At 31.2% G+C, this 17203-nt stretch carries 14 protein-coding genes; 9 read left to right on the forward strand and 5 right to left on the reverse strand.

The annotated features are described in order from the left end of the window. Positions 1-33: 33 nt before the first annotated feature. The 5 genes from DPIF8902391_RS00405 to mutS form a co-directional block, all read right to left on the reverse strand. Entirely contained in the window at positions 34-486 is a 453-nt protein-coding gene (locus DPIF8902391_RS00405) for a 6-pyruvoyl trahydropterin synthase family protein (RefSeq protein WP_058884060.1), read from the reverse strand. Positions 487-592: 106 nt separating this feature from the next. After that, positions 593-778 carry a hypothetical protein gene (locus DPIF8902391_RS00410; protein WP_058884061.1) on the reverse strand — a complete coding sequence of 62 codons (186 nt, stop codon included), beginning with the start codon at positions 776-778 and terminating at the stop codon, positions 593-595. A 3-nt stretch (positions 779-781) separates the two neighbouring features. Next, positions 782-1549, reverse strand: a complete 768-nt coding sequence (locus tag DPIF8902391_RS00415; RefSeq protein WP_172504718.1) for an enoyl-CoA hydratase/isomerase family protein — start codon at positions 1547-1549, stop codon at positions 782-784. Between the two features lie 91 nt (positions 1550-1640). Beyond that, on the reverse strand, positions 1641-2960 hold the full coding sequence (locus DPIF8902391_RS00420) for an MATE family efflux transporter (RefSeq protein ID WP_172504719.1): 1320 nt from the start codon (positions 2958-2960) through the stop codon (positions 1641-1643). Between the two features lie 9 nt (positions 2961-2969). Next, positions 2970-5588 carry a DNA mismatch repair protein MutS gene (gene mutS, locus DPIF8902391_RS00425; RefSeq protein WP_206758859.1) on the reverse strand — a complete coding sequence of 873 codons (2619 nt, stop codon included), beginning with the start codon at positions 5586-5588 and terminating at the stop codon, positions 2970-2972. 64 nt (positions 5589-5652) lie between these two features. On the opposite strand from mutS, the gene DPIF8902391_RS00430 reads away from it, so the two are divergent. The 9 genes from DPIF8902391_RS00430 (at position 5653) to DPIF8902391_RS00470 (ending at position 17195) form a co-directional block, all read left to right on the forward strand. Next, positions 5653-6180, forward strand: a complete 528-nt coding sequence (locus DPIF8902391_RS00430) for an RNA methyltransferase (RefSeq protein WP_058884065.1) — start codon at positions 5653-5655, stop codon at positions 6178-6180. A gap of 372 nt (positions 6181-6552) precedes the next feature. Then, positions 6553-8502, forward strand: a complete 1950-nt coding sequence (locus tag DPIF8902391_RS00435) for a tetratricopeptide repeat-containing sensor histidine kinase (protein WP_172504720.1) — start codon at positions 6553-6555, stop codon at positions 8500-8502. Beyond that, a complete protein-coding gene (locus DPIF8902391_RS00440) occupies positions 8495-9172 on the forward strand; it encodes a response regulator (protein ID WP_058884067.1) in 678 nt (225 codons plus the stop codon). Before DPIF8902391_RS00435 ends, DPIF8902391_RS00440 begins: the two co-directional genes overlap by 8 nt. Before the next feature lie 496 nt (positions 9173-9668). Continuing rightward, on the forward strand, positions 9669-11150 hold the full coding sequence (gene glpK / locus DPIF8902391_RS00445) for a glycerol kinase GlpK (protein WP_172504721.1): 1482 nt from the start codon (positions 9669-9671) through the stop codon (positions 11148-11150). 201 nt (positions 11151-11351) lie between these two features. Continuing rightward, positions 11352-12512, forward strand: a complete 1161-nt coding sequence (locus tag DPIF8902391_RS00450; protein WP_058884069.1) for a homogentisate 1,2-dioxygenase — start codon at positions 11352-11354, stop codon at positions 12510-12512. 233 nt (positions 12513-12745) lie between these two features. Then, complete coding sequence (hppD, locus tag DPIF8902391_RS00455; RefSeq protein WP_058884070.1) at positions 12746-13909, forward strand: 4-hydroxyphenylpyruvate dioxygenase; 1164 nt, start codon at positions 12746-12748, stop codon at positions 13907-13909. 103 nt (positions 13910-14012) lie between these two features. Beyond that, positions 14013-14933, forward strand: coding sequence for a tryptophan 2,3-dioxygenase family protein (locus DPIF8902391_RS00460; protein ID WP_172504722.1), 921 nt, complete (start codon positions 14013-14015; stop codon positions 14931-14933). 120 nt (positions 14934-15053) lie between these two features. Continuing rightward, on the forward strand, positions 15054-15839 hold the full coding sequence (locus tag DPIF8902391_RS00465; RefSeq protein ID WP_172504723.1) for a DUF3108 domain-containing protein: 786 nt from the start codon (positions 15054-15056) through the stop codon (positions 15837-15839). Between the two features lie 84 nt (positions 15840-15923). Beyond that, a complete protein-coding gene (locus DPIF8902391_RS00470) occupies positions 15924-17195 on the forward strand; it encodes a peptidoglycan DD-metalloendopeptidase family protein (RefSeq protein WP_101955450.1) in 1272 nt (423 codons plus the stop codon). The last annotated feature ends 8 nt before the right edge of the window (positions 17196-17203 follow it).

The following is a 17203-nucleotide window of genomic DNA, read 5'->3' on the forward strand; positions in this document are numbered from 1 at the left end:
TTTATATTTCAATCTAAATTTTGTTAATGCTCACTATTGATTATCACTGGCAAACCATTCGGCAAAACTGCTGTCGGTTTCTTGTAATTTTATTGCGTGAAGCTTAATATTTTCAGGAAGTCTGTCTTTAATTTTTTTAGCAAAATCAATCGCCATCATTTCACTTGTTGGCTGATAATCAACCAAAATAACATGATGTCCTCTGTCTTTTAACTCTTTGGCTAATTCAATATGAGGCGTATTTTGATTAAAAACGGTTGCGTGGTCAAAAATATCAACAATTTCTTCTTTGACAATTTTCTTTAAATCACCAAAATCGATTACCATACCAAACTTTACGTTTGTACTATCAGCAATAGGCTGCCCAGTTACCGTTACATAAAGCTTATAACTATGCCCGTGAACGTTTTTACATTTCCCGTCATAACCGTATAAAGCATGCCCTGTTTCAAAAGTAAACTGCTTTGTAATTCTTATATTATTCACTATCTCTTAAATTTTTTGTTACCTCTATATTTATTATAAAAATACACGATTGCTACTCCTGCTGCTAAAATGGCAAATAAATAATCTCCACCCATAATTTAATTTTTTATTCGCCGAAAGTACGAATTTGTTTGGTGACTTTTGTTAAAATCCATACGAAACCTACCGAAACAACAACTCCTGAAACTAATAAAATTATTGGATTTTCAAAAATCCATTGCGCTATTTCTTTTCCTAAGCTATTATTTTGGGTGTTATTTTTAGTGTTTTCTATCGCTTGTAATAAGAACATTTTTTATTTTTTAAATTTTGATAAGGCTTTTTTAGTTGCTTCGGATAAAACCAATTTCCCTGATATTTCGGCATTTTCTAATAGTAGTTTTTGCCAATGTTCCGTACCAATCCACAAGGTTTTTTTCATTTCTGATAAAGCTACAGGATTGTAATCGGCTAATTTTTCTGTGAAAATTTCAACCTCTTTATCTAAATCATCAACCGATTCAAAAACACGGGCGTATAATCCTTTTTCTTTTGCCCAATAGGCATTTTTCCAACTTGTAGCATCTAAAGTTAATTCGGCTAAACCGCTTACATTAATCTTACGAGAAACCGCAGGAGCAATCACAAAAGGACCAATTCCGATACTTAATTCTGATAATTTAATACTCGCATTTTCGGTAGCAAAAACATAATCGCAAGCTGCTGCTAAACCAACACCTCCGCCAACGGTTTTACCTTGTACACGTCCAATAATTAATTTTGAACAACAACGCATCGCATTAAGTACGTTTGCAAATCCTGAGAAAAACTGTTTTCCTTGTTCAAGTGTTTCAATAGCGATTAATTCATCAAAAGAAGCCCCGGCGCAAAAAGCTTTATTTCCTTCGGATTTTAAAATGATAATTGCAACGTTATCATTATTTGATAAGCTATTAAATTCATTCGCTAAACGTGCTAATAATTCACTAGAAAATGAATTACTTGCAGGATGACCAAATTCAATAGTTGCTATTTTTTTATCAATATATGTGTATAAACTTCCGTTTTCTCTTGTTGTTGTCATGCTGAATTGTTTTAACCAAATTTACGTTATATTATTTAGAGCTTGTTTTAGACTTCACAGGTTTTTAAAATCTGTGAGGTCTTGATAAAAACTAGCTTCTAAATTTACTTCTAAATTTAAGAATTAAAGGAAGTGCACGTGCAATTATCCAAGCATAAAAAGCAATCCAAATGGCATGTAATTTATAATCTAAGGAATCAAAAAATAATAAAACAGGTATAAAAACAAGAGCCGTTGCTAGTAATAATAGGTTTCTTAAATACTTCATTTCGCCCATTCCTTTAAACATTCCATCATAAATAAAAGCGATAGCACAAATGGGTTGCATTATTAAAATAATCCAAAAAGTGCTGTGAAATTGTTCTAAAACGGCTTGTTCTTGTGTAAAAATACGTCCTATAAAATCATAAAAAATAAAACCAACGGCGGCTAAAAACACCCCAAATACAAAGCCATAAAGAAGCAATTTATTTCCTAATTTGATCAAAGCAGGATAGGCTTTTGCGCCCAATAATTTCCCTGATAAAATATTTCCTGCCGATGAATATCCATCAATCATAAAAGCACCCATTAGCCATATATTAAAACCAATTGTATAGGCTGCGATGTATTCTTTCCCATAAGAAACGGCATAAGAAGTAGCAAAATATAAAGCTAGATTCAAAGCAATAGTTCGTACAAATAAGTTTAACATCATATTGATAAACTTCGGAATTTCCTTATTAAAAGGAAGTGTAAATTTTAACGATATTTCCGTTTTAGTCAGTAATAAATACCCAGAAACAAGTGCCATAACTATTTGTGCAATTACACTTGCATACGCAGCGCCTGAAATGTTCATTGCAGGAATATATCCTTGAATTCCGTACACAAAAACAACATCTAATACAATATTTACAATTGTACCAATAATAGCAATTAACATCGGATACATCGTATTTTGTAAGCCTCTAAATGTTCCAAAAATAGCGATTACAAATAATGTAAACGGAAAACCAAAAACGCGTATTTTATAATATTCAATCGAAAAATCTAAAATAGCATCGGAAGCATTATAAAACTGAAATATTTCTTTAGCAAACGGATAGGTAATTCCTAAAATAACCAAACTTGTTACTAAAATAATGCCGATAGCCTGAGCAGGTAAATTTTTTACTTCGGATAATTTATCAGCACCAATATATTGCGAAATAATGGATGAAATACTGCTACGTGCTTGCCCAAAAACCCAAATTAGCATCGATAAAAAAGCACCGACAATTCCAATAGCAGCAATACTTTCGGTGGCATTATGATTGATATTTCCTACAATCGCTAAATCGGTAGTTGATAATAAAGGTTCGGCAACTCCTGCAATTAATGCAGGAAAAGCCAGTTTATTTATTCTTTTAAAACTGATGTTTTGTGGCATCTAAAAAAACTATTTTTTAATAAGCATTCGCTTAATTTCATTCAATTTCATTAAAGCTTCAATTGGCGTAAGTGTATCAATATTTGTGGCTAAAATTTCATCTCTAACTTCTTCTAATAAAGGATCATCTAATTGAAAAAAGCTCATTTGCATGTCTTCTTGTTGCGATTCTTTTAAAACATCTTTAACCTCTTTTACGTCTTTATGAGCGTTGTTTGCTTCTAATTGTTTTAGAATTTTTTGTGCTTTTGTAATCACTAAATTTGGCATTCCTGCTAATTTTGCTACATGAATTCCAAAACTATGATTACTTCCGCCTTCTACTAATTTTCGTAAAAAAATAATACTATCTTTTAATTCTTTTACCGATACATTAAAGTTTTTGATACGTTTAAAACTGCTAGTCATTTCATTTAATTCATGATAATGTGTAGCAAATAACGTTTTTCCTTTCGATGGATGTTCGTGTAAATATTCGGCAATAGCCCAAGCAATTGAAATTCCATCATAAGTAGAAGTTCCACGCCCAATTTCATCTAATAAAACCAAACTACGTTCCGATATATTATTTAAAATTGATGCTGTTTCATTCATTTCTACCATAAAAGTAGATTCTCCCATCGAAATATTATCGCTTGCGCCAACTCTGGTAAAAATTTTATCTACCATACCAATTCTAGCACTTTGTGCAGGAATATAACTTCCCATTTGTGCTAATAAAACGATTAAAGCGGTTTGGCGTAAAATTGCAGATTTACCCGACATATTTGGTCCGGTAATCATAATAATTTGTTGCGTATCACGATTTAAAATAACATCATTCGCAATATATTCTTCGCCAATTGGAAGTTGTTTTTCGATTACAGGATGACGCCCATTTTTAATATCAATATCCGTACTATTATCCATTTCTGGACGTACATAATTATTGTCCATCGCCAATTTGGCAAATGATAATAACACATCTATTTTAGCAATATTTTGAGCATTTTGCTGAACAGGTTGTACAAAATCAATAATAAACTGCACTAATTTTGAAAAAATATCCGCTTCTATTTGCTGAATTTTATCTTCTGCTCCTAAAATTTTAGTTTCGTATTCTTTGAGTTCTTCTGTAATATATCGCTCAGCATTTACAAGGGTTTGCTTACGAATCCATTCTTGTGGAACTTTATCTTTATGGGTATTTCGAACTTCAATATAATAGCCAAAAACATTATTGAAAGCGATTTTTAAACTGGTGATTCCCGTTCTTTCGGTTTCACGAGCCAACATCATTTCTAAATATTCTTTTCCTGAATTAGAAATACTACGAAGTTCATCTAATTCATCAGAAACACCACTTGCAATAGCATTTCCTTTATTGATATTTACAGGTGCATCTTCAAAAATAGTTTTGATGATTTTAGTAATTAAAATTTCACAATCGTGTAATTTTTTTCCTATTTCTTTAACTGTTTTATTCGTGCTTTTTTCTGCGGATGCTTTTATCGGAAGAATAGCTTTTAAGGAATTTTTCAATAAAATAACTTCTCTTGGCGATACTTTTCCTGTGGCGACTTTTGAAATTAATCGCTCGATATCAGAAATTTGTTTTAATTGATAGGTTACCGTTTCAAAAAAAGATTCATTATCAATTAAAAAAGCGACCAACTCATGACGTTCTTGTATTTGCGTCAAATCTTTTAAGGGCAAAGCCAACCAACGTTTTAATAAACGTCCGCCCATAGGCGAAATTGTTTTATCAATTACATTTAATAAAGAGACGGAATTTAAAGCGTTTCCGCCGTATAATTCTAGGTTTTTAACGGTAAACCTATCCATCCAAACATAATTATCTTCGGCAATTCTGCTGATCGATTGTATGTGTTGAATTTTATTATGTTGTGTTTCTGATAAATAATACATTGCCGCACCAGCAGCAACAATACCTTGCTCTAAAGATTCAACACCAAAACCTTTTAAGTTTTTAACCTTAAAATGCGTACTTAATAATTCATTTCCATAGTCCTTTTGAAAAACCCAATCTTCTAAATAAAAGGTATGAAAACGATTTGTAAACAATTCTGAAAATTGTTGTTTGTATTTTTTTTCAACTAAAACTTCGCTTGGCGAAAAATTTTGTAAAAGTTTATCAATATATTCTTGGTTTCCTTGGGCAATTAAAAACTCACCTGTAGAAACATCTAAAAAAGAAATTCCTATTAATTTTTTACCAAAATGTACGGCGGCTAAAAAGTTATTTGATTTTGCTTGTAAAACTTCATCATTTAAAGCAACCCCTGGTGTAACCAATTCGGTAACGCCTCTTTTTACGATGCTTTTAGTCATCTTCGGATCTTCTAACTGATCGCAAATAGCAACCCTTAAACCCGATTTTACTAATTTAGGTAAATAGGTATTTAACGAATGATGCGGAAAACCTGCCAACGCAATTTCACTGGCGCTTCCTGCACTTCTTTTTGTTAAAACAATTCCTAAAATACTGGATGCTTTTACGGCATCATCACCAAAGGTTTCATAAAAATCTCCGACTCTAAAGAGTAACATTGCATCGGGATATTTTTTCTTAATTCCGTTGTATTGTTGCATCAATGGAGTTACCTTTTTTGCGGTTTTTTTTGCCAATTTTTTAGTTTTTTTAAATTAGTTTTGCGAAGATAAATATTCGATTTTAAAGTGAACATTTTTTATGAGAAAACTAAAGAATAGTGAGTTAGGTAGAATTACGGTAAATGAGTTTAAAGAAACCGAAAAAACGCCCATTATTGTAATATTAGACAACATCAGAAGTTTAAATAATGTGGGTTCTGTTTTTAGAACTTCGGATGCTTTTTTAATTGAAAAAATATATTTGTGCGGAATTACAGCAACGCCTCCGAATAAAGAAATTCATAAAACTGCATTAGGAGCAACCGAATCTGTAGCGTGGGAACATGTTGAAAATACGATTGACTTAGTTGAAAAATTGAAAAAAGATAACATTAAAATTTTAGCCATCGAACAGGCAGAAAATAGCACGATGTTAAATGACTTTGCTCCTGAACCAAACCAAAAATATGCGGTTGTTATGGGAAATGAAGTAAAAGGCGTACAACAAGAAGTGGTTTCTGCATCTGATTTTTGTATTGAAATTCCGCAATTAGGAACCAAACATTCTTTAAATATATCGGTTACAACAGGTATTGTAATTTGGGATTTATTTCAGAAAATGTCTTAGAGCCTATTTAAATTTTAAAGAAAGTATTTTTTTAAACAGATTCTCGTCATGCTGAATTTATTTCAGCATCGCATCAATAGGATAACTACGGCAAATCAGGATGCGAACCTGAAATAAATTCAGGTTGACGGAGATGTTCGAATTCTATTTTTTACTATAAAACTTTTTTAGATAAAATTTACACTTAGTTAGAGCTTATCACCTACAATTCTCATCATTAGAATTATTTAAAATTCCGCAAAGCTATTGGCAGATAAATTCAAGAGAACACTCTTTAAATATATCGGTTACAATAGGTATTGTAATTTGGAATTTATTTGAGAAAATGTCTTAGCTTTGTTTCTCAAAAAAAAATAAATCCCCTTTTATTTTATGAAAAAAATTCTTGCTTTTTTCTTACTACTGACTACGTTTTTTGTTTGCTCGCAAGAGCAAAAAGATTCTATTTCTTTTTATTTAAAGAATGCTAAAAAGGTTAAAGGAATTACTAAATTATCATACCTCAAAAGAGCAGTGATACTTTCGGATGATTTAAAAAAAGACTCGCTTTTAAAGCAAACAAGCATGACCTATGGTAAACAAAGCTATTTTAGTAAAGATACTTTGGGGCTAACGTTTTCAAAGAACAAATTATTAAAACATTACGAACTAAAAAAAGACTCTTTATCTTTAGCAAAGGCCTATCATTTTGCAGCTTTAAACCATAAAATAAAAAATAATTTAGACAGTGCTTTTTACTATTATCATAAATCAAAGAATATATCTATCGCTTTAAAAGATTCTGCTGAAATAGGTAGAAGGCTTTTGTCTATGGCAATTCTTCAGGTAAAAGAGCTAGATTTCTTAGGCTGTGAAATAACTACAGTTGAGGGGTTAAAATATATAGAGCCTTTAAAAAAATATCGAACTTTAAGTTCTTTATATCAAACCTTAGGAAACACTTTAGCGAGTTTAAAAAGACCAGAAGAAGCTCGAACCTATTATTACAAAGCTCAAAATATTGTTAAGTATAATAAGGTAAAACGCAAAAGAGAAAAAAAATATTTAAATCTTTTGAGTAATATAGGGATGACCTATAAAGATCAAGGTGATTATGAAAAAGCAGTTTCGTTATTTGAAGAGGGTTTGCATACGGATAGTTTAGAAATAAAATATCCTAAAAATTATCAATCTTTTTTAGGGAACTTATCGTCCATTTATTTTTTGCAAGGCGATACAAAAAAAGCAATAGAAGGATATAAAATAGTTTTAAAAAGTAGAAAGAAACTTAAAAATGCCTATGCAGAAAGTTTTTCTCACACTTTTTTAGCAGAAGCATATATAAAAAACAAAAACTATACACTAGCAGAAAAACACGCAAATATTGGATTAAAACTAGCTAGAAAAACAAGAAATAATAAAAAAGTTTTAGAATGTTTAAAACTTTTATCAGAGCTTAGTAAAGGACAAAAAGCTAAAAAATATTTACAACAATACATACAACTTAATGACAGTTTATTTGAAAAAGAACGTCGATTAAAAAATCAGTTTGCTAAAATTAGGTATGAAACTGAAAAAAAAGAAACAGAAAATAAGGTTTTAAAAACAGAAAATAAAAGTAAACAACTAGAAATAGTGTATCATAAACAACAACGAACTATTGGTAAGTTAACAGCTGCTAGTGCTATTTTGTTATTTATTTTAAGTATATTCTTCTTCTTTTCTAGAAAGAAAAAATTACTATATCAAGCACAATTAGAAAGAATAACTGCTCGAGAAGACGAGCGACAACAAATTGCAAAATCATTACACGATGAAGTTGCGGGTGATTTAAGTTTATTACATCAAAAATTAAAAAAATCTAATTTAGTAGAAGAAGCTGAAAAATTAGAATCCGTTAAAGAAAATGTTCGAAATTTATCGCATCAATTAAGTAGTGTTAGTTTTAATAAAGTGTCTTTTAAAGATCAAATAATTAATTTGATAAGTGATTATTTTGAATTTGATTTTAAAATAAGTGTTACAGGTTTAAAGGAACATAATTGGCAAGAATTAAATAACGCTATTAACAGATTATTGTATTTAAGTGTACGGGAAACTATCCAAAATTGTAAAAAACATGCAAAAGCTAGTAAAGTAATAATAACATTTGCAATACATAAAAATCATGTATTTTTACAAATTAAAGATAATGGCATTGGTTTTGATGCCAATATCAACAAAAAAGGAATTGGTTTACAGAATCTACAAGAACGTATTGAAGAGTTAAACGGAACTCTACATATAAAAAGTGAAGTAGGCACTGGAACCTTAACTAGTATTCAAATACCCCTAAATGCTTGAACCAACAAAAATACTCTTAGTTGATGATCATCAATTAATACTCGAAGGAATACTCTCCTGCCTAAAAAACATTGATAATTTAGTTATAGAAACAACTAATTGTTGCGATGATGCTTTTTCTAAAATAAAAACAGCAATTCACAGCGCGCCTTTTGATATTGTTTTTACTGATTTAAGTTTTGAAGATACAAAAGGAAGTCTAATATTAGATGGTGGCGAAGCTTTAATAAAAGCCATTCAAAAAGAAAATATAGCTATTAAAACAGGTGTTATTACAGGGCATTTTGAAACCAATCGGGTTTTTAATGTTATTCATAATTTAAATCCTAATGCCTATATTTTAAAAGGAAGTTGTACTACCGATGAATTAACATTTGCTATAAAAAAAATGCTAAAAGATCAGGTATATTATACACATGAAATACATCAAAAGCTATCAAAAAGAGCTTTAATTGAAATTCAAATGGATGAGGTAGCTATTCAAATATTAAAAGAATTGCCAAAACATACTAAAATTACCAATTTAGAAGGTGTTATAAAAAAAGCAGATGGATCTTTAGTTAAAACAAGGTCTATAGAAGCCAAATTAGCAAAACTTCGAGGAGATTTACAAGCTCATAATAATACTGATTTAGTGTTAAAAGCAAAAGAATTAGGTATTCTAGATTAGAATATTGCGGTAATCTGCGTTTTTTATTAAGGCAATCCCTTTTTTAAGTTAATAAAGTGCTTGTATATTTGCAGTACAATTCAATATTATTTGGGGAAATATTTTGAAAAGAAAAAAGTTAAAAAACCTTTCAGTTTACTCTGAGAGGTTTTTTTGTGAATAATATTACTGTTTACGATAGAAAAAGCTAAAAAGATAGGTTTTAGGTATTCTAGATTAGAATATTGCGGTAATCTACATTTTTTATTGCGGTAATCCCTTTTTTAAGTTAATAAAGTGCTTGTATATTTGCAGTAGAATTCAATATTATTTGGGGAAATATTTTGAAAAAGAAAAAAGCTAAAAAACCTTTCAGTTTACTCTGAGAGGTTTTTTTGTGAATAACAATACTATTTATCATAAAAAAAATGAGACTTCTTATTAAAATTTATCTTTTTTTTTAATAGCCAAACTTTAAATTGTAGATTGCTATTTCATTTTATTATACAAATTTTAAATGGCTAAATATATTGTTGCCTTAGATCAAGGAACTACCAGTTCTCGTTCGGTAATTATTAACGAAAACGGGGCTATTGTAGCAATGGATCAGCAAGATTTTGAGCAAGTTTTTCCAAAATCGGGCAGGGTAGAGCACGATGCTCAACAAATTTTAAAAACACAACTTTCTACCTTAAAAAAAGCGATTAAAAAAGCAGGAATTCATCCATCAGAAATAATGGGTATTGGTATTGCAAACCAACGAGAAACTACCGTAGTTTGGAGTAAAAACACTGGGAAACCTATTTACAATGCTATTGTTTGGCAAGACAAACGAACAGCGGATATTTGTGAAAAATTAAAAGAAAAAGGACTACAAAACCATGTACGTAAAACGACAGGTTTGGTTATTGATAGTTATTTTTCGGCAACAAAAATACATTGGATTTTAAACAATGTTCAAGGAGCAAAGCTAGCAGCCGAAAAAGGTGATTTATTATTTGGAACTATTGACACTTGGTTACTTTTTAATCTTACTAAGGGTAAGGTGCACGCCACCGATTACAGCAATGCATCTCGCACGATGTTGTACGATATTAAAAATTTATGTTGGGATAAAAAACTACTAGCAGCCCTTGATATTCCTATGTCAATGTTACCAGTGGTAAAACCGTCTTCTCATCATTTTGGCGATTATGAATTAGAGGGCTATAAAATTCCGATAGCAGGAATTGCAGGCGATCAGCAAGCAGCACTTTTCGGGCAGGCTTGTTTTACAAAAGGCGCTGCAAAAAACACCTACGGAACTGGTTGTTTTATGCTAATCAATACAGGCGAAAACCTTGAATATTCTAAAAATGGATTACTAACTACAATTGCTTGGGGAATTGACAATAAAATATATTACGCCCTTGAAGGAAGTGTTTTTGTGGCAGGATCGGCAATTCAATGGTTGCGAGACGGTTTAAAAATAATTGAAACCGCTGCCGAAAGTGAAATTTATGCAAAAAGTATTACTGATGAAAATCCTGTTTATGTAGTTCCTGCTTTTGCTGGTTTGGGCGCTCCTTATTGGGATATGTATGCCCGTGGCGCTGTGTTTGGTTTAACGCATAGCACAGGTAAAAATCATTTGATAAAAGCAACCTTAGATTCCCTTGCCTACCAAACAAAAGATATTTTAGCGGTAATGCAAAAAGACAGCCAAGTTACATTAACATCATTAAAAGTAGATGGTGGCGCAAGTGCAAATAATTATTTAATGCAGTTTCAAGCGGATATTTTAAACGTAAAAGTTGAACGCCCCGAAATTATTGAAACCACTATTATGGGCGCTGCATATTTAGCAGGTATTTGTGTTGGTTTATGGAAACAGGAAGGTATTTTAAGAAGACGAAAAACTTCTGAAATTTTTCAGCCTACTTTTAGTTTAGAAAAGCGTAACAAATTATATTCAAAATGGCAAAAAGCAGTAGCACGCACCAAAGATTGGATTGATTGAAAACGCCCTATTTTAAGACGGATTTTTGTGTTTACATAGTTTTTATAAATACTGTATATTTGTAAAAAGCATCTTAAAAACACAAAAAATGTATGTAGACCTGCTATCATATTTAAAATATCTGATAAAGCGTAATCCTGAATAAAATTAATAGCGCACTGTAATTATTACAATAATCTATTAATTTAAAACATTAAAATTATGCCATTTTATCATAAACTAGGGAACATACCACCCAAGCGCCACACCCAATTTCGCAAAGAAGACGGAAGCTTATATTACGAACAATTATTTGGAACAATAGGATTTGATGGAATGTCAACAAATTCTTACCACGAATTTAGACCAACTATGGTCAAAGAAATTCGCAGGCAATATTCGGTAAAGCCAAAAATCGCCAAAGCAAATAATATCCAATCGTATCGTTTTAGAGGGTTTCAGGTAGCCCCCGAAAATGATTATCTAGAAAGTAGAAAAATCGTTTTAACAAATTCCGATTGTAATATTATTTTAGCAGCGCCAAAGCAATCAACAACAGACTATTTCTATAAAAACTCTGATGCCGATGAGGTAATTTTCATCCATAAAGGAACAGGAAAGTTACGTACCATGCTAGGGAATATCAACTTTAAATATGGCGATTATTTAGTAATTCCAAGAGGTATTATCTACAAGCTAGATTTTGATGATCAAAATAACCGACTTTTTATTGTCGAATCTTATTCGCCTGTTTACACGCCAAAAAGATACCGAAATCATTTTGGGCAATTATTAGAACACGCCCCTTTTTGTGAGCGAGACATCCGCCGACCACAAGAATTAGAAACCCATAATGAACTTGGCGATTTTTTAATCAACGTAAAAAAACAAGGCGAAATTATAGAAATGATTTACGCTTCACATCCTTTTGATGTGGTTGGTTATGACGGTTATAATTACCCATACGCTTTTTCAATTCACGATTTTGAACCTATCACAGGACGTGTGCATCAACCGCCACCAGTGCATCAAACTTTTGAAACAAACACCTTTGTAATTTGCAGTTTTGTGCCTCGTTTATACGATTATCATCCAAATGCAATTCCTGCCCCATATAATCATAGTAATATCGATTCTGATGAGGTTTTATACTACGTTGATGGCGATTTTATGAGCAGAAACGACATCGACCAAGGGCATATTTCATTACATCCCGCAGGAATTCCTCACGGACCACATCCAGGAGCCGCTGAAAGAAGTATTGGGCATACAAAAACCGAAGAATTAGCCGTTATGGTTGATACTTTTAAACCCTTGCAAGTTACCGAAGAAGCCATGAAAATTGCCGATGAAAATTATTATAAATCGTGGTTAGAACACTAAAATCAGATTTATAAAAATAATTATTAGAAGCTAATCCTGCTTTCACTACTCGCTTTTTTTTGAAAAAAAATCAAAAAAAGAGCTCAAACAAACCGTTCAATCAGGGCTAAACTCATCTACGAAGTTTAGTATTATTTTAATAATTTATCATTTATATAAAAAGATAATAATCTATTAAAAATAAAAGATTTCCTAGGTTTTTAAAACCTGTGAAGTCTATAAAAACATAAAGCATGAGTAAAAAAGAAGTAACATCAGTAAATTACGGTTTAGAAAAAATATTCGAAGGAGCACAAGATTTTTTACCACTTTTAGGAACCGATTATGTAGAATTTTATGTTGGAAATGCAAAACAAGCGGCACATTTTTATAAAACAGCTTTTGGTTTTCAGTCACATGCTTATAAAGGTTTAGAAACAGGCTCAAAAGACACGGTAAGTTATGTGTTAAAACAAGATAAAATCCGTTTAGTATTAACAAGCCCATTAAACAGTAAGTCAGCAATTAACGACCATATTGTAAAACATGGCGATGGCGTAAAAATAGTAGCATTATGGGTAGAAGATGCTAAAAAATCATACGAAGAAACTATTAAAAGAGGTGCCAAATCATACCTAGAGCCAACCGTTGAAACAGACGAACATGGTGAGGTAATTCGTGCAGGTATTTACACTTATGGCGAAACAGTTCATATCTTTGTAGAGCGTAAGAATTATAAAGGTGTATTTTTGCCAGGGTTTACAGCGTGGAAATCCGATTATAATCCGCCAAGTGCAGGTTTAAAATATATCGACCACATGGTAGGAAACGTAGGTTGGAATCAAATGGACGTTTGGGTAAAATGGTACGAAGATGTTATGGGATTTGTTAATTTTTTATCTTTTGATGACAAGCAAATTCACACTGAATATTCGGCTTTAATGAGTAAAGTAATGAGTAACGGAAACGGTCGAATTAAATTCCCGATTAACGAGCCTGCAAAAGCTGCAAAACGTTCACAAATTGAAGAATATTTAGATTTTTACGAAGGCGAAGGCGTACAACATATTGCAGTTGCTACCGATGATATTATTAAAACAGTATCGCAATTAAAAGCAAACGGAATAGAATTTTTACCGCCACCACCACAGGCATATTATGACGGTATTCCTGAGCGTTTAGGCGAACACATGAGCATGATGAAAGAAGATATTTCTAAATTACAAGAATTATCAATTATGATTGATGCCGATGAAGAAGGTTATTTATTACAAATTTTCACAAAACCAGTAGAAGACCGTCCAACGTTATTTTTTGAAATCATCCAACGAATGGGTGCTAAAGGTTTTGGAGCAGGTAATTTTAAAGCCTTATTCGAATCAATAGAAAGAGAACAATCAAAAAGAGGAACCTTATAATTAGAATCTAATTATAATATAGATAAATCAAGAGCCATTATAATAAGTTAAACAGCTTATTTTAATGGTTCTTTTAATACTAATTTTTATATAAAATATAAAAATGAATAAAGAAGAAATTTTAAAAGCAATAGAAGAAAAGTCTAAAAGAATAGGTGTTCCGTTAGAAACCCTACTAGAAGGATTACTTCATGGTATTCCAATTACCTATTGGGATTATATTCAAACCGATGCTTTGTTAGGTTTACAAATTCCTAGAACAACTCAAAAAGATGAAATGGTTTTTATCATGTATCATCAAGTAAATGAGTTGTTATTTAAAATGATTTTGTGGGAAATTGATCAAATTTCATTAGCTAAAGAAGTTATTACAGCTCAGAAATTTTCAAAACACCTAATGCGTGTGAGTCGTTATTTTGACATGCTATGCAATTCTTTTAGCGTAATGCAAGACGGAATGGATGTAGATCAGTATTTGAAATTTAGAAATACTTTAGCGCCAGCAAGTGGGTATCAAAGTGCGCAATATCGTAAAATTGAATTTGCATCTACAGAGCTAATTAATTTAATCGATGCACGTTTTAGAGATACGATTGATAGAGAATCATCTTTAAAAAATGCCTTTGATCATTTATATTGGCAAGCGGCAGGGAAAGATTATAAAACAGGTAAAAAATCAACATTATTACGCTTGTTTGAAAAAAAATATATGGGTGATTTTATAGACTTTATGGAAGATTATAAAGAATGTAATTTATCTAAAAAATTTCAAGAATTACCTAAAGAAGCTCAAAATGACCCTGAATTAATAGCCGCAATGCGTCATTATGACCATACGGTAAATATAAAATGGGTGATGGCACATTATAATGCTGCAGGAAAATATTTAGGTGGTGGCGATAAAGATTTAGAAGCTACAGGCGGAAGTAATTGGCGTAAATACATGCACCCAAAATACCAACGAAGAATATTTTTCCCTTATTTATGGAGCGAAGAAGAATTAAAAAATTGGGGTATTTTTTAAGGATTTAATACTTTAAAAAATCATAAAATAAATAAAAAAAAGACTGTTCGGATTTTAAATTCAAACAGTCTTTTTTTTTGGAACAGTATTTGTCTAACTTTAGACACAAGTTTGAACATTATGAAAAACCATTTTTTAGTTATTTCCGTATTATTTTTTAGCCTATTTGCTTTTGGTCAACAAAAAAATGCACCGTTTAAAGATGGTGAATTTCTTGCGTTTAAAATGAGTTATAGTGGTTTTTTTAAAGCAGGAACCGCTACTTTATCTTTAAAAGAAGAAGCGTTAAACGGGCAAAAAATATTTCACGCAACCGGCAAGGGTTGGACTACCGGTATGATTAAATGGTTTTTTGAGGTGAATGATGATTATCAATCTTATTTTGATAAAAAATCAGGAAAACCCTATGTTTTTAAAAGGAAAATAAACGAAGGAGGACATAAAAAACACAAACAAATAACTTTTAATCACGAAAAAAACACGGCATATGTTCAAAATTTTCGAAACAAAAAAGACACACTAATTAGGGCTGTAAATGTGCAAGATATGATTTCTTCTTTTTATTTTTTAAGAAGTTACAACACTAAAAACATGAAAAAAGGAGAAGAGATAAAAATTGATATGTTTTTTGACAACCATACCTATCCTTTTAAATTGCGTTTTTTAGGAAATGAAACAATAAAAACAAAGTTTGGAAAAGTAAAAACTCAAAAATTTAGACCCATTGTAAAAGCGGGGCGTGTATTTAAAGCGCAAGAAAGTGTTACCGTTTGGATAACCGCCGATGAAAATAAAATTCCTGTAAAAATAAAAGCCTCTTTAGCTGTAGGTTCACTTCGTGCCGAGCTTTCTGCTTATAAAGGATTAGCAAATCCATTCAAAACAGTTTTGGACTCAAAACAATAAGTTGTTTACTTATTGTTAAAGTGTAATAAGGGATAGTTTTTATTTGTATTTTTGCAGGTACACATAAATTTAAATTACTTTTTTTTGAAAAAATATATTCATTTACTACTTGCCTGTTGTTTGTTTTTCTCTTGTAAAACAGCTACTGAAAAAAAGGTAAAACTTCCTGTTGAAATAGTAAAACCAAAAGCTGTTTACGCTTATGGTTTTAATTTAGATAATTTTAAAATAGTTAACGACACCATAAAAAAAGGAGAGAGTTTTGGTGTTATTTTAGATCGTCATCATGTATTGTATCCTAAAATTAATAAAATAGCAACGACTATTAAAGATACTTTTGATGTTCGACGCATTCGTTCAGGTAAAAAATATACGGTTCTTACCTCAAAAGATTCTTTGCAAAAAGCCCGTGTTTTTATTTATAAACACAATAAAGTCGATGCTACAATCATCAATTTTAACGATTCAATAATATCAGCTTATCAGGTTCATAAAAAAATTACAACCATAGAAAAACAGGTTTCAGGTAAAATTTCATCAAATTTATCGGTAACTATGGATAGTTTAGGCTTAAAAGCGAGTTTAACCAATACGGTTGCTGATATTTATGCTTGGACCCTTGATTTTTATAGCTTACAAAAAGGCGATAGTTTTAAATTAATTTATGATGAAAAATTTATTAATGATACTACTTTTGTTGGTTACGGCGCAGTAAAAGCAGCTGTTTTTAATCATAAAGGAGAAAACTTATATGCCTATAAATTTGTAGGTGACTCTATTTCTAAAACACCTGAATTTTATAACGAAAATGGAAATATGCTTCGTAGGGCATTTTTAAAATCGCCCATTAAATTTCAATATCGAATTTCATCACGCTATAATTTAAGAAGAAAAATTGCACTTTATGGAAGGGTACGCCCACATAAAGGAACTGATTTTGCTGCAAAATATGGTACCCCAATAATGACTACTGCAAGCGGAACTGTTATCGCATCTGCAAGGCGAGGTGGTAATGGAAATTATGTGAAAGTTCAGCATAATACTACCTACACCACACAGTATTTGCATATGAAAAAAAGAAATGTTAAGGTTGGCGATTATGTAAAACAAGGTGCTATTATTGGCTGGGTAGGGATGACAGGAAATACTAGTGGTCCTCATGTTTGTTATCGTTTTTGGAAAAATGGTAAACAAGTAGACCCTTTTCGTCAAAAACTTCCAACAGCCGAACCTTTAGATGCTAAAATTAAACCAAGATATTTTGAGTTTATAAAGCCCTTGAAAATAAAATTAGATGCTATAAGTTTAATTCAAAAAGATACCATTTATACTTCTTCTAACGAAAGAAAAAATTAGCGATATGT

Origin of the sequence: Tenacibaculum finnmarkense genomovar ulcerans (genome assembly GCF_900239495.1) — a bacterium.
Lineage (GTDB): Bacteria > Bacteroidota > Bacteroidia > Flavobacteriales > Flavobacteriaceae > Polaribacter > Polaribacter ulcerans.